The following is a 14,315-nucleotide window of genomic DNA, read 5'->3' on the forward strand; positions in this document are numbered from 1 at the left end:
TGCTGTTTCTGTTACGGCGTAATTCGGAGCGCGGAAGACCCGTTGGCAATGCGAATCAGGGTCGGCTTTCTGATCGGCGATGCCAACCAAGTTCTTTATGCGCACTCGGATTGCTTCCGAGCTCGGCTGCACAGGGATATCGACTTCTGGTGGGAGTAAGAAAAGGCCACCCGCCCGGGGGGTGTGGGCGGGTGGGGCGGGATTTGAGTTCCGGGTGGGCCTGGGTGGCGATGAAGTACGGGTGTTGTTCGCGCGGGAGTTCGACGTACTCGACCAATCGGCCGTCGGGCGACAGGCCGGAGAAGACCAGGCCGGTCTCCTCCAGTTGGGCGCGGTAGGCGTTGTTGACCTCGTAGCGGTGCCGGTGTCGTTCCTCGGACTGCGTTGCGCCGTAGACCTCGCGCGCGATCGTGCCCTCGGCCAGGTCCGCGGTGTACAGGCCGAGCCGCATCGTGCCGCCCAGGTCGCCCTGGCCCGCGACGATGTCGAGTTGGTCGGCCATCCGACCCTGGATCTCGGCTCGCCCCGCGGGCGTCTTCTGCTCGCTGCGGCTTCAGGTCCGCATGCGGTCTACAGGAGGAGATGTCTCGCGGTGTCGATGGTCAGGACGGGGGCCGCGCATCAGCTCAGAGCCCGGATGCCTTTCCGCACCGGGTAGTGGGCGCTTCGCCGTTGTCGCATACCGGTGGCGCAGCCCCGGAGCACTAGGCTGATCGGCCTGGGCGGCGGTATTCGGCCGGCGGTCGGGTGGAGGGGAGCGGGCGTGGACGAGCCGGGTACTCGGGTGGGGATCGTGGATGCGGCCGAGGCGTGGCCCGTGGCGGAGAGCGAGACGCCGTTCAAGGGGCGGGTCTGGTCGATGCGCAGTGATCTGGTCGAGATGCCGGATGGGAGCAGCGCTCGGCGGGATTACCTCGATCATCCCGGGTCGGTGGGCGTGGTGGCGCTGGACGAGGCCGGGCGGTTGTTGGTGCTGCGGCAGTATCGGCATCCGGTGCGGCACAAGCTTTGGGAGGTGCCGGCCGGGCTGCTCGACGTGCCGGGGGAGAACCCGTTGCACGCGGCTCGGCGGGAGTTGTTCGAGGAGGCCCACTACGAGGCCGAGACCTGGAATGTGCTCGTGGATATTTATACGACGCCCGGGTCTTCGGACGAGGCGATTCGGGTGTTCCTGGCGCGTGGGTTGGCCGAGTCGACGGCCGAGCGGTTCGCGGTGGAGCACGAAGAGGTCGGGATGGAGTTGGCCTGGCTGCCGCTCGACGAGGCGATCGGGTCGATCCTGGCGGGGCGGTTGCACAACCCGATTCTGGTTTCGGGGGCGTTGGCGCTCTCGGCCGCGTTGGCCGGGGACGGGTTGGCCGCGCTCCGGGCGGCGGACGCGCCGTGGGCCGCGCGGCCGTATTGATCGGCGACTGGGATATTGGTGCCCGCCCCTGCCGAATCAGCGCCTCGGGGTTGGCGCGTCGGGCCTCGTGGCCGGGTGCGGGTGGCTAGCCTGCGGGCTGGGTGCGGTCGCGGCTCGTGAGGGTGGGGGCAACCGGGGCCTTCGGGTCGGCAGCGGGTGGGACAGGGGGCGGCTGCGGTGGGTGTGACCGGGGAGTCCGGTGTCGGGTGCGCCACGGCCGAGGCGCTGGTTCCCGGAATGCGCGCGCCGGTCGAGGTGTTGCCCGCGATCGTGGACCAACTGCCGCCCGGCGGACCCGACTTCGTCGGGCGTGCCGACGAACTCGACACCCTTTATACGTGGGTGACCGGACCCGGTCAGGCGATCCCCGCGCAGCTTGCCCCCGCCGACCCCGAGCAGCAGGGCGCCGGCCGCACCGTGTGGTTGCCTCGGGACCGGGTGGTGGCGATCACCGGGCCGGTGGGAGTGGGGCGGACCGAGTTCGCGGTGCGGCTCGCGCATCGGCTCGCGCCGCATTTTCCGGATGGGCGGTTGTACGCCCGGCTCACCGGGCCGCGCGGCGAGTTGATCCCGCCCGGCGATGTGCTGGAATCGTTGTTGTACGCGCTGGGCACGGTGGTCATACCGGCCGCGCACGAGGAGCGGATCCGGCTCTTTCGGGAGCATTTGGACGGCAAGAGTTTCCTGATTCTGCTGGAGGACGTGACCGGGACGGCGCAGTTGCGGCCGTTGCTTCCGGAGTCGCCGACCGCGCTCGTGGTCTTGACCACGGTGTCCCCGCTCACCGGCCTGGGGCGGGCCGCCGCGGTGCGCACGTGTGCGCTCGACATGTTGGACGCGCGGGCCTCGGCGGAGTTGCTCGGCAATCTGGCCGGGCATACCCGGGTGGCCTGCGATCCGCGGGCCGCCGACGACCTGGCCGCGCTGTGCGACTTCCATCCGGCGGCGTTGCGGATGGCCGGGGCGTGGCTGCGGGCTCGGCCGCGGTACGCGATGGCCGATGTCGGGCGGCGGTTGCGGGCCGAGCGGTTGCGGCTGCACGAGCAGGCCGGGGACGACCTCGCGGTACGGGCGTGTTTTTCGTTGATCCACCGGGAGCTGGTGCCCTCGGCGGCTCGGCTGTTGCGGTTGTTGGCGCTGGTGCCGGGGCGCGAGTTCGGGGCGGACGCGGCGGCGGCGTTGGCGGACTGCGGTCCGGACGCGGCTACCCGGTCGTTGATCGAGCTGCGTGAGCTGCATCTGCTGGAGCAGGGCTCGGTGCCGGGGCGGTTCCGCTTTCACGACTTGGTGCGCGGCTATGTACAGGAGCGCCTGGACGCGGAGGAGCGGCCCGGCGAGCGGCGCAACGCGCGGGTGCGCCTGTTGGACCGGTATGTCCGGCTGGCCCGGTCGGCGGAGCGGATCATCGTCGGGGTGGACGGTCCGGATCCGGCGGCCGACGTGCGGTTCGAGACCGCCGACGAGGCGCGGGCCTGGCTGCGCGACGAGCGGCCCGAGCTGTTGGCCGCGGCGCGGGTGGCGGCGGCGGCCGGGTTGGACGCGGCGACTCGGCGGCTGGTGTCGGTGCTCACCCGGTTGTTGGATCGGCGGGCGCACTGGAGCGATGTGCGTGAGCTGCACGAGTTGGCGCTGACCACCGCGCGGCGGGCCGGGTCGGGCCGGCAGGAGGCGGTCGCGCTGCTGAATCTGGGCAATCTGCATGTGGCCCGGGAGGAGCTGGAGGAGGCGCTGTCCTGTTATCGGGCGGCGTTGGAGGTCTCGCGCGGGTTGGGCGATCCGGCCGGCGAGGGGCGGGCGATGGTCAACCTGGGCAATGCCTACGCCGACCTGGGCGATCTGCAACGGGCCGCCGACTGGTACGACCGGTCGCTGCTGCTGCGCCGCACGATCGGCGACGCGGCCGGGCAGGCCCGGGTGCTCTCCCACCTCGGGCGGCTGCATGCGCGGATGGGGCGGTTCGAGCAGTCGGTACGCGATCACCGCGCCGCGCTCGGGGTGCGTCGGCGGATCGGCGATCCGGCCGACATCGGGCGGGTGCTGACGGATATCGCGGCCGTACTCGGTGAGGCGGGGCGGGCGCAGGAGGCGCTCGCGGTCTACCGGGACGCGATGGAGGCGTTCCGCGCGGCGGGCGACGAGCGACTCGAGGCCCTCGCGCTGTTGCAGAGCGCCGAGCTGGCGCTGGAATCCGGCGACGTGCGGGACGCCCGCTCGCGCCGTCGGCAGGCGTTGGCTCTGCTCGTGGACGCGGGCGCGCCCGAGGCGGACGAGGTTCGTCGCTTCCTGGGTGACGAATAGCACCCCTGCGGGTACTCGCTTTCGTCCATGATCCCGGGCGCAACCTACGAAATAGACAAGCGGTAGACCCCTCACTGCCACTTTGTAAGGTTGGCGGGGCGTTAGAACCGCATTAAGCTAGGAACACCGCGAGGTACGGCGTGCATTCGCATGCCTGGACTCGCTGGTGCCCAACCCTCTGTCGACAGGACTTGATAGCCGTGAAGGTCGGTATCCCCCGCGAGGTCAAGAACCACGAATACCGCGTGGCGATCACGCCCGCCGGCGTGCACGAGCTCGTGCGCAACGGTCACGAGGTCTTCATCGAGCACGACGCCGGTGTCGGCTCGTCCATCCCGAACGAGGAGTACGTGGCCGCGGGGGCGACCATCCTCGCCACGGCGGACGACGTCTGGGCGACCGGCGATCTGATCCTGAAGGTCAAGGAGCCGATCGCCTCGGAGTTCGGGCGCCTGCGCAAGAACCAGACGCTCTTCACCTACCTGCACCTGGCCGCGGGCCGCGAGTGCACGGAGGCCCTGCTGAACGCGGGGACCACGTCGATCGCGTACGAGACGGTGCAGCTGCCCAGCGGCGCGCTGCCGCTGCTCGCGCCGATGTCCGAGGTGGCCGGGCGGCTCGCGCCGCAGGTCGGCTCGTACCACCTGATGGCGCAGGGCGGCGGGCGCGGCACCCTGATGGGCGGCGTGTCCGGGGTCTACGCGGCGAAGGTCGTGGTGATCGGCGCGGGTGTGTCGGGGATGAACGCCGCGGCGATCGCGCTCGGCATGCAGGCCGAGGTGCTGCTGCTGGACCGGAACATCCAGGCGCTGCGCGACGCGGACCGGATCTACCAGGGTCACCTGCAGACCGTCGCCTCGAACTCGTACGAGATCGAGAAGGCCGTGCTCGACGCGGACCTGGTGATCGGCGCGGTGCTGATCCCCGGGGCGAAGGCGCCGAAGCTGATCACCAACGAGCTGGTGTCCCGGATGAAGCCGGGTTCGGTGCTGGTCGACATCGCGATCGACCAGGGCGGGTGCTTCGAGGACTCGCACGCGACGACGCACGACGACCCGGTGTACAAGGTGCACAACTCGATCTTCTACTGCGTCGCGAACATGCCGGGCGCGGTGCCGCACACCTCTACGTACGCGCTGACCAACGCGACGCTGCCGTACATCGTGCAGCTCGCCAACCGCGGGTGGCGGGACGCGGCGAAGGCGGACCGGGCGCTGGCGCTCGGTCTGTCGACGCACGAGGGTCGGCTCACCAACGCCGCGGTCGGCGAGGCGCTGGGCCTGCCGGCGGTGTCGTTGGAGGAGATCCTGGGTTCCTGACTTGTCCTCGGGCGCCGGACGGGTCGATGTTTGCTCGGTCGGTGCCCGAGGGTTGCGGACGCGCTGTGTTGTCTTCAGGCGCCGGACGGGCTGATGGATGCCTGCTCGGTGTCGGACCCGCAGCCGAGCTTCCGTAGGACATTGCATGCCGTACACCCCCAATGACGTGGGTGTGCGGCATGTGGTGTTTTGCTGGGGAGAATGGGGGCGTGGATACGGTAGTTGGGGAGTATTTGGCCGGTTTGGGGTTGGCGCGGAACACCGTGCTCGCCTATCGGGGGGACCTGGCGCGTTACCTCTCTTATTTGGCGGGGCTCGGGGTTCGCGACCTCGGTGCGGTTCGGGGGGTGGATGTCGGCGGGTTTGTGCGGGACTTGCGGGATCAGGGGCTCGCGGAGGCCTCGGTGGCCCGGTGTCTGGTCGCGGTGCGGGGGTTGCATCGGTTCGCGGTGCGGCGCGGGTTGGTCGCGGTCGATGTGACTCGGGGCGTCGCGGTGCCGTCGGTGCCGGTGCGGCGGGCCCCGGTGTTGTCCGTGCAGCGCGTCGAGGCGTTGTTCGCCGCCGCCTCGGCGGGTGCGGCGCCGTTCGGGGTGCGGGATCGGGCCTTGGTCGAACTGTTGTACGCGGGTGGGGCGCGGGTTTCGGAGGCCGTCGGGGCGGATCTGGCCGGTGTGGACCTGGCCGTCGGCACGATTCGGTTGGGTGGTGGGCGGGTTGTCCCGTTGGCGCAGTCCGCTTTGGTCGCGCTCGACGCGTACCTGATCCGCGCCCGTCCCGGGCTGGTCGCCTCCGGGGGTGATGGCGCCGCCGTCTTTCTCAACGCGCGAGGCGGGAGATTGTCACGGCAGAGCGGGTGGGCGGTGCTCGCCGGGGCCGCCGCGCGGATGGCGCCCGCGGACCGGATCTCCCCTCGTATGTTGCGCAGTTCGTTCGCCGCGCATTTGCTCGACGGTGGGGCCGATGTCCGGGTCGTCCAGGAACTCCTGGGTCATTCCTCGGTGTCCACGACCCGGGTCCACGTGCGCGAAACCTCCGATCGAGCACGTCAGGTGTACTCAGGATCCCACCCTCGGGCGCTTGACTAGATCGCCTCACATGTTGCATACGTCGGGCGGTTCGCCTTGCTGCGACCGTCCGCAACGCCATAGAGTCGCGATCCGTCGGCAAGGATTCAGGCTGACGAAGCAAGAAATGACCTGGTCGGCAAGGAGGTAAGACGACTTGTGAACGAGTCGACATTTGCTCCCGGGGGTGCCCAGCCAGGGGCGGCGCCGGGCCGTGCAGCGCCGACTACCTCTTCCTACGGGCCCGCCGACGGCCTACAGGACCAGCAGGGGACGCGCACGGACAGCGCCGCCCAGGCGGGCCAGACCGCCCCGGCCGGCCAGGCCGGGCAAGACGGGCTCGATGGTCCCGACGCGCACGAGTACGCCTACGATATGTACTACTACGACGACGAGTTGCGCTACGCCGAGGAACTGCGTGGCGGGCCGTTCGACCCCGACGCGGACTACGAACCGGATCCGGAGTACGCCGCGACCCTCGCCCCCGACGCCGCCACGCAGCGGCGCGAGCGGGTCGGCCCGACCGGCCGCGCCCTGCCGTACTTCCCGATTCCGGCGCCCGTGAGCGAACACGGTCCGGCGAAGATCATCGCGATGTGCAACCAGAAGGGCGGCGTCGGCAAGACCACGTCGACCATCAACCTGGGTGCCGCGCTGGCCGAATACGGTCGACGGGTCCTGCTCGTGGACTTCGACCCCCAGGGCGCGCTGTCGGTGGGCCTGGGCGTCAACCCCATGGAGCTCGAACTCACGGTCTACAACCTGCTGATGGAAAGTCATCTCAGCGCGGACGACGTGCTGCTGAAGACGATCATCCCCGGCATGGACCTGTTGCCCAGCAACATCGACTTGTCGGCGGCGGAGGTCCAGCTGGTCACCGAGGTGGCCCGCGAGACCACGCTCTCGCGCGCGATCCGGCCGCTGGTCAACGACTACGACTACATCATCATCGACTGCCAGCCCTCGCTCGGGCTGCTCACGGTCAACGCGCTCACCGCGGCGAACAGCGTCATCGTGCCGCTGGAGTGCGAGTTCTTCGCACTGCGCGGGGTGGCGCTGCTGACCGAGACGATCGAGAAGGTGCACGAGCGGCTCAACCCCGACCTCGTGCTCGACGGCATCCTGGCGACCATGTACGACGTTCGCACGGTGCATGGGCGCGAGGTATTGGCCCGGGTCACCGAGGCGTTCGGCGACCAGGTCTTCCACACGGTGATCGGACGGACCGTCAGGTTCCCCGAGACCACCGTCGCGGGCGAGCCGATCACCACGTACGCCTCCAACTCGGTGGGCGCGGCTGCCTACCGCCAACTGGCCAGGGAGGTGCTCGCCCGGTGTCGCGCCGAGTGAGTCTCCCGGGTGCCGACGAACTCTTCCGGACCACCGGTGGCGCGATGTTGCGGCAACAGCAGCAGCAGAGCGCCGGCGGCGATTCGGCGGAGTCGCGCGGCACCGTTCCGGCCCAGGTGCCGCCGGTCGGGGCCAACCCCGACAGTGCCGAGCGGCACGAGTCGTCCGGTACGGACGGCGTCGCCGGCGAACCCGATCAGCGTCCCGCCCAGCACCCGATGCCGGGCCGCCGCGAGGCGCCCACGCCGTCGGGGGCGTCCTCGATGTCCGCCGCCGCCGCAGGCGTGGACCCCAACGCGCGTCCGGCACACCGGCGGACCCGTGCGCAGCGCCGACCGAGCGGGCGCGAGCGACACGACGAGAAGATCACGGTCTACGTCTCGGCCGAGGAACTGATGGACCTCGAACACGCGCGCCTCAGCCTGCGCGGTGACTACGGCCTGGCCGTGGACCGCGGTCGGATAGTGCGTGAGGCGGTCGCGGTGGTCCTGGCGGACCTGGAGGCGCGCGGCGAGGCGAGCATTCTCGTCCGTCGGCTGCGTGGCTCTTAAGCGACATTCGAGCGACCCACGGGGTCGTGAAGTCTCGACGGACCCGCCGGTCCCCTGAGTGGCCCAATTCGGACCACCGCCCGGCGGGTCCGTGCCGTTTCCCGCAGTCGCGGCCCGCACCATTGAGCGCACGATGTCCAACACCAACGGTTCCGTCCCCACCCGACGCCCGCTCGGGCACGGCCCGGCCCGCGTGGCGGCCGCGCCGGGCGAGCGGGGCTCGGCGGACGAGCCGCACCCGGCTGCGCAGCAGGCCGAGGCCCCGGCCGGGTCGGCTACTGCGCAGCCGGCCGAGGCCCCGGTGGCGTCAGCCAGCGCGCACCCGGCCGAGACCCCGGCGGCGTCGGCTACCGCGCCCCCGGCTGCGCAGCCGGCCAAGGGCCGGGTAGTCGGCCCCACCCCGCCGGCCGACCCGGAACCGGGCGCGGCGCCGGACCCGCGCCCGACCTCGGCGCACGCCGCCGAGCCGGCCTCGGCCGACCCGATCCCGGCCGCCGGGTGCGCGCCGCCGGCCGACCCGGACCCGGGTTCGGCCCCGGCCCGCGTTCCCGATTCGGCCATGGCCGTCGGGTCTGCCGCAGCCACCGACCCGGACTCGCGCCCGGTGCCGGCCGGCGTCCCTGAATCGGCTTCGCCCGGCCTGGCTTCGGCCGGTGTGTCCGCCGCGCTTGTGCCGGACGCGGAAGCGGATTTGCGCCCGGTGCCGGCCCGCGACCCCGAATCGGCCTCGGCCGGCCACGCCCCGGCCGCCGTGTCCGCCGCGCTCGCGCCGGAGGCGGACCCGCGCTGGCACCCGCCCCGCGTTGCCGATCCCGCCGGGCCCGTTCCGGCCGCGCCCGCCCCGGCGCCGGAGGCCGACCCGCACCGGGCCCGCGTCGCCGTTCCGGCCGCGCCCGTTCCGGCCGCGCCCGCTCCGGCGCCGGAGGCCGACCCGCACCCGCCCCGCGTTGCCGATCCCGCCGCGCCCGCCCCGGCCGCCCCCGGTTCCGTTGCCTCCGTGGCGCTCCCAGCCGACGGCGGCGGCGGGTTTCGGGTCAATCTGCATAACTTCGAAGGGCCCTTCGACCTCCTCCTCGGGTTGATCGCCAAGCACAAGTTGGATCTCACCGAGGTGGCGTTGTCGCAGGTCACCGAAGAGTTCATCGGCTATATCCGGGCTCGGGGGGCGGATTGGGATCTCGGGCAGGCGACCGAGTTCCTGTTGATCGCGGCGACCCTGCTCGACCTCAAGACCGCCCGGCTGCTGCCCGTTGCCGAGGTGGAGGACGAGGAGGATCTGGCGCTGCTCGAGGCGCGGGACGTGTTGTTCGCGCGGCTGTTGCAGTATCGGGCGTACAAGCAGATCGCCGGGATCCTGGCGGATCGGTGGGCGCAGGAATCGCGGCGATATCCGCGCGACGTCGCGTTGGAGCCGCGTTATCAGGGGCTGCTGCCGGAGGTGGTGATCACCACCAGCCTGGAGCGGTTCGCCCGGATGGCGGCGAAGGCGATGACGCCCAAGGCGCCCAAGGTGGTCTCGATCGAGCACATCCACGTACAGCGGGTCAGCGTGCGCGAGCAGGCGGCGATCGTGGTCGAGCGGCTGCGCCGGATGGGCAGCGCGTCGTTCGCCGAGCTGGCCGCCGACGCCCCGGACACGCTGCACGTGATCGCCCGGTTCCTGGTCCTGCTCGAACTCTTCCGCGAACTGGCGGTGGCCTTCGATCAGGTCGAGGCACTGGGCGAGCTCAACGTGAAGTGGACCGCCGGTGCGGACGAGGAGTTGGTGGTGGGGGCCGAGTTCGACGAGTTCGACACGGTGGTGCGCGCGCACGGCGAGGAGGAGGACGCGTGAGCGACGAGCGACACGAGGGCTATTGGGTCGAGCCGCCGGACGAGGCCGCCGTGCCGCCGCCTCGGGCCGCCGCGGGCAAGACCCCACCGCCCACCCTCCCGGTGTCGGACAGCCCGCTCCCGGCCGCCCTGGAGGCCATCCTGATGGTGGTCCAGGAGCCGGTGTCCGAACACCTGCTCGCCGAGGTGCTCGACCACCCGCTCGCCGACGTGCTCGCCACGCTGCGCACGTTGTCCCTGGAGTACACCGCGCAGGGTCGCGGCTTCGACCTGCGCGAGGTGGCCGGCGGCTGGCGCTTCTACAGCCGGCCCGAGCACGCCGCCGCGGTCGAGCGCTTCGTGCTGGACGGGCAACAGTCCAAGCTGACCCAGGCCGCCCTGGAGACGCTCGCCGTGGTCGCCTACCGCCAGCCGGTCAGCCGGGGCCGGATCGCCGCGGTGCGCGGGGTCAACTGCGACGGAGTGATGCGCACGCTGCTCGCGCGCGGTCTGGTCGAGGAGTACGGCGTCGAGTACGAGACGCAGGCCACCCTGTACCGCACCACCGAGTTCTTCCTGGAGCGGATGGGCCTGCGCACGCTGGACGAGTTGCCGGAATTGGCCCCCTTCCTGCCGGAGATGGACGCCCTGGAGGCGGAGGGCGAGGGCGGTGCGGAGCTGTTCCCGACCCGCGCGGCGTCCCCGCTTGCGCGGAGCGGGGATACTGGGAGGGATACCGGGGCGGTGCACGCCTACCCCGACGACGGCGAGACGACTACGGAAGATTGATGGCACCCACCAACAGGCAAGGCTCCGGCGGCAACGACCGAGGCAACGGACGCTCGGTGAACAAGCGCGGGGGCACCGGGCGCGGCAGCAACACTCCGCAGCCCCGGCGGGTCGCCGACGACAACCGTCGCGGCGGCGCGGGTGGGCAGCCGAAGTCGGGCGCCGCGGGCGGCAAGGACCGCCGCCCCTCGACGGGCACCGGCCGCCCGGACCGGCGGCCGACCACGATGCGCTCCAGCGAGCGCAACGAGCGCGAGCAGCAGGAGGGCGTCCGCCTGCAGAAGGTGATGGCGGACGCGGGCATCGGCAGCCGCCGGCACTGCGAGAACCTGATCGAGGCCGGCCGCGTCCAGGTCAACGACGAGCGGGTCACCGAGCAGGGCAAGCGGGTGGACCCGGACACGGTGGAGATCAAGGTCGACGGGATGCGCATCCCGACCCGCCCGGCCGAGACCTACATCGCGTTCAACAAGCCGACCGGCGTGGTGTCCACCATGTTCGACCCGGACGGCCGGTTCACCATCGCGGACTACATCACCGAGTTCGAGCAGCGTCTGTTCCACGTCGGCCGGCTCGACACCGAGACCGAGGGCCTGATCCTGCTCACCAACCACGGTGAGCTCTCCAACCGGCTGACCCACCCCCGGTACGAGGTGCGCAAGACCTACCTCGCCTCGATCCAGGGCCCGATCCCGCGCGACCTGGGCAAGCAGCTCAAGGCCGGCGTCGAGCTGGAGGACGGGGTCGCGCGCGCGGACAGCTTCCGGATCGTGGACAGCGTCGGCAACAACTACCTCGTCGAGGTGGTGCTGCACGAGGGCCGCAAGCACATCGTCCGGCGCATGCTGGCCGAGCTGGGCTTCCCGGTCGAGCGGCTGGTGCGTACCCAGTTCGGGCCGATCCAGCTGGGCGACCAGAAGCCGGGGCGCACCCGCCGGTTGTCCAACGACGAGATCGGGCTGCTGTTCCGCCAGGTCGACCTGTAACCATCCGGGCGGCCAACTGCCTTGACGGCCGCGACCGTTCCACTTCCGAGTGGAACGGTCGCGGCCGTTGTTCGGATCTGGTCGATGCGGTTCCGCAGGCCGGCGACATGGTGCATCGTGGAAGCCCGCACGGGGGTGTCCGGGTCCTGGCCGAATAACGGTTCGGGACCGGGCGTGTGCCAGTGATCGCGAACGGCGCCCGAAACCCCCCGAGTTGCTGCTAGAACGTTGCCGATACCCGAGGTGTGCCTCGCGTACGCGGGGCCGACAGCAGGGGGGACGCCACCTTGGTGCTGCCTGTCCGCCGGGGAGCGCCGCGGCCGGCGCCCTCCACACGGCGTGCCCGACGGCCGGTCGCCGCACTGGGCCTCGCCGGACTCGCCCTTGCGCTGCTCCCGGGCGCGGCCCGGGCCGCCGACCCGCCCGCGGGCGATGCCAATCTCAAGGTGCAGCCGATCTCCTACGTGGTCCTGGTCGACGAGTCCGGCAGCCTCAGCGTCCCCGACCTGGACCGGGAGAAGGACGCCGCCGCGCTCGCCGCGATCGGCGAACTCTCGCCCGACTCGCGCGTGGGCATGGTCGGCTTCGGCAGCGGCGCCGGCGCCACGTCGGCGGTCGACGTGGTCTGCCCGATGACCGCCGTCGCCGACCCGGCGGTGGCCGGCTGCGCGGGCAGGCTGCACAAACGCACCGACCGGGAGGGGAACAACACCGACATCCCGGCGGCGATCCGGCAGGGCGTGAGCATGTTGCGCTCGGCGCCCGCGCAGCAGCCCAAGGTCTTGTTCATCACCACCGACGGGGCGATGGAGGCGCAGCCCGGCGAGGGCTACGGCAACGACGCCGCGCGCATCCCGGGCGAGCTGGACAAGGCGCTCACCGGTGCGCTGGCCGAGGCCAGGGCGGCCGGCGTACAGATCTGGCCACTGGGTTTCGGCGGCGCGATCAACGCCGAGCAGCTGAGCCGGATCGCGGGTGGCGGGGCGCCGTCGACGTGTTCCCAGCGTCCCGAGGACAAGCCGGCGGCGGCTACCGCCAAGGACTCGGGCGAGGTCGTGCAGTTTCTGCGCAAGGCGTTCGGCAGCGCGCGCTGCGCCGGGGTCACCCAGACCGACTCGACCGACGTCGACGGCGAGGCCGATCTGCATGTGACGATCCCGGCGATCGCCACCGACGTGGTCATCCAGGTACACAAGGCCGACGAGCGGATCGAGACCACCTTCTTCGACCCGGACGGCAGGCAGGCCGACACCGCACCCGGTACCGAGCGGCGCGGCCAGGGCTCGCGGACCGAGACGTTGCGGATCACCGACCCGGCGGCGGGCGGTTGGCGGATCCACCTCAAGGCCCCCGCCGGGGTCTCCGGGCCGGTCAGCGCCGCCGCGGTATGGCAGGGCGTGGTCAAGTCGTACGTGCAACTCAACCCGCCGCAACCGAGCGCGGGCGATTCGGTGCGGCTCAGCGTCTTCCTACAGACCCGGGAGAAGAACCTGACCGACCCGGGCGCGCTCAAGGGCGTCGTGGTCTCCGGGCACGTCGACGGCAACGGGCTCAAGGCGGACATCCCGCTCAAGGCCGGTGACAAGGGCGAGTTCTACAGCGACTACAAGATCCCGAGCGGGACCACCGGCGAGGTGACCTTCACCGGGACGGTCACCGCGCCCGGCGTGGCCGGCACCCGCGAGGGCAGGAAGGTCACCCTGGGCCGGGGGCCGGCGCCGGTGGGCGTCGAACTCAAGTGGGGCGACACCACCATCGAACCCGGCGGCAGCGTCGGCGGCACGGTGCAGTGGAAGGTCAACGACGGCAGGTCGCACACCCTGCGGGTGATCGCCGACTTCCCGGCGGACGTCGGGCTGAGGATCAACGGCGGCGAGCAGAAGGTGAGCGCCGGGTCCGACTCGTTCGACTTCAAGCTGAGCTTCGGCGACTCGATCGCCAAGGGCGACCACACCGGGCGGATCCGGGTGGTGGACGCCGACGACGGCGACAAGGTGCTCGCCGACACCACCCGCACCATCACCGTCGAACCGCCGCCCGGCTTTTGGGACAGGTATCTGTGGGTGGTGATCGGCGCCGTCGTGCTGCTCCTGCTCGTGGTCGGTGTGCTCGGCTACCTCGCCAAGCGGCGCGGTCGGGCCCGCCGGATCGGACCGATCACGCTGCGCCTGTACCGCGACGGGCAACCGATCGGGGTGGAGACCAGGCCGCTGGACGAGCGCGCCGAGGCGATGTGGTTCCGACTCGACACGGCCGGCTTCCCGCCCCAGCTGGTCCCGCTCTACCAACACGAGCCCGGCAGTTCGTGGATCGTGCGGCGGACCGCCGCGACCGGCACTCTGGACGTGGAGACCCCGCTCGGCGCACACCTGCACCTGGACATGGGCCGGCCCACCGAGATCGAACCCGGACTCGCGCTCGGGTTCGGCGACGACCGGGTCCAGGCCGCAGGCGCGTCGGACGGGGGCGCCGGTGCCGCCGATCCGTACAGCCCGTACGGCGCCGGCGGGCCGCCGACTCCGCCCGCACGGCCGTACGGCGACGGTGCCTACGGATCCGACCAGCCCGACAACCCCTACGGCCCGTACGGCACGGGACCGGCCGCCGACCCGGGGTCGGGCCCGGGGTCGGGTTCGGGCCCCGACGACACCCCGTTCGGCTACGGACCACCGCGCACCTAGCACCGCGAAAGTGCCGGCCCGGCGCCGGTCCGAGCACCCGAACTCGCACGTCACGTACTT

10 protein-coding genes and 1 pseudogene are annotated in these 14,315 nt (G+C 71.6%); 10 read left to right on the top strand and 1 reads right to left on the bottom strand.

What is annotated here, in order from left to right; translation table 11 throughout:
- Window positions 1-55 precede the first annotated feature (55 nt).
- Window positions 56-502: pseudogene (locus ABIA38_RS39615) on the bottom strand (glutamine amidotransferase-related protein); the annotation flags it as partial.
- A 282-nt stretch (window positions 503-784) separates the two neighbouring features.
- Between ABIA38_RS39615 and ABIA38_RS39620 the strand changes: the two are divergent.
- From ABIA38_RS39620 to ABIA38_RS39665, 10 genes are all read left to right on the top strand, one after another.
- Window positions 785-1,405, top strand: a complete 621-nt coding sequence (locus ABIA38_RS39620) for an NUDIX domain-containing protein (protein WP_424643844.1) — start codon at window positions 785-787, stop codon at window positions 1,403-1,405.
- A gap of 177 nt (window positions 1,406-1,582) precedes the next feature.
- Window positions 1,583-3,703, top strand: a complete 2,121-nt coding sequence (locus ABIA38_RS39625) for a tetratricopeptide repeat protein (protein ID WP_424643822.1) — start codon at window positions 1,583-1,585, stop codon at window positions 3,701-3,703.
- A gap of 200 nt (window positions 3,704-3,903) precedes the next feature.
- Complete coding sequence (gene ald, locus ABIA38_RS39630) at window positions 3,904-5,022, top strand: alanine dehydrogenase (RefSeq protein ID WP_424643823.1); 1,119 nt, start codon at window positions 3,904-3,906, stop codon at window positions 5,020-5,022.
- A gap of 209 nt (window positions 5,023-5,231) precedes the next feature.
- The gene (locus ABIA38_RS39635; protein WP_424643824.1) at window positions 5,232-6,107 is read left to right on the top strand and encodes a tyrosine-type recombinase/integrase; all 876 of its coding nucleotides are present in this window, start codon (window positions 5,232-5,234) and stop codon (window positions 6,105-6,107) included.
- 354 nt (window positions 6,108-6,461) lie between these two features.
- Window positions 6,462-7,436: a ParA family protein gene (locus tag ABIA38_RS39640; RefSeq protein WP_020555592.1), complete on the top strand. Its 975-nt coding sequence runs from the start codon at window positions 6,462-6,464 to the stop codon at window positions 7,434-7,436.
- Window positions 7,421-7,987 carry a hypothetical protein gene (locus tag ABIA38_RS39645; RefSeq protein WP_424643825.1) on the top strand — a complete coding sequence of 189 codons (567 nt, stop codon included), beginning with the start codon at window positions 7,421-7,423 and terminating at the stop codon, window positions 7,985-7,987. Before ABIA38_RS39640 ends, ABIA38_RS39645 begins: the two co-directional genes overlap by 16 nt.
- Before the next feature lie 133 nt (window positions 7,988-8,120).
- On the top strand, window positions 8,121-9,821 hold the full coding sequence (locus ABIA38_RS39650; RefSeq protein WP_424643826.1) for a segregation/condensation protein A: 1,701 nt from the start codon (window positions 8,121-8,123) through the stop codon (window positions 9,819-9,821).
- 143 nt (window positions 9,822-9,964) lie between these two features.
- Window positions 9,965-10,588, top strand: a complete 624-nt coding sequence (gene scpB, locus ABIA38_RS39655) for an SMC-Scp complex subunit ScpB (RefSeq protein ID WP_424643845.1) — start codon at window positions 9,965-9,967, stop codon at window positions 10,586-10,588.
- The gene (locus ABIA38_RS39660; protein WP_424643827.1) at window positions 10,588-11,574 is read left to right on the top strand and encodes a pseudouridine synthase; all 987 of its coding nucleotides are present in this window, start codon (window positions 10,588-10,590) and stop codon (window positions 11,572-11,574) included. The genes scpB and ABIA38_RS39660 overlap by 1 nt, the downstream gene beginning before the upstream one ends.
- A 290-nt stretch (window positions 11,575-11,864) precedes the next feature.
- Entirely contained in the window at window positions 11,865-14,255 is a 2,391-nt protein-coding gene (locus tag ABIA38_RS39665; protein WP_424643846.1) for a vWA domain-containing protein, read from the top strand.
- Window positions 14,256-14,315: the final 60 nt, after the last annotated feature.

The sequence above is a fragment of the Embleya sp. AB8 genome (genome assembly GCF_049739465.1).
GTDB lineage: Bacteria > Actinomycetota > Actinomycetes > Streptomycetales > Streptomycetaceae > Embleya.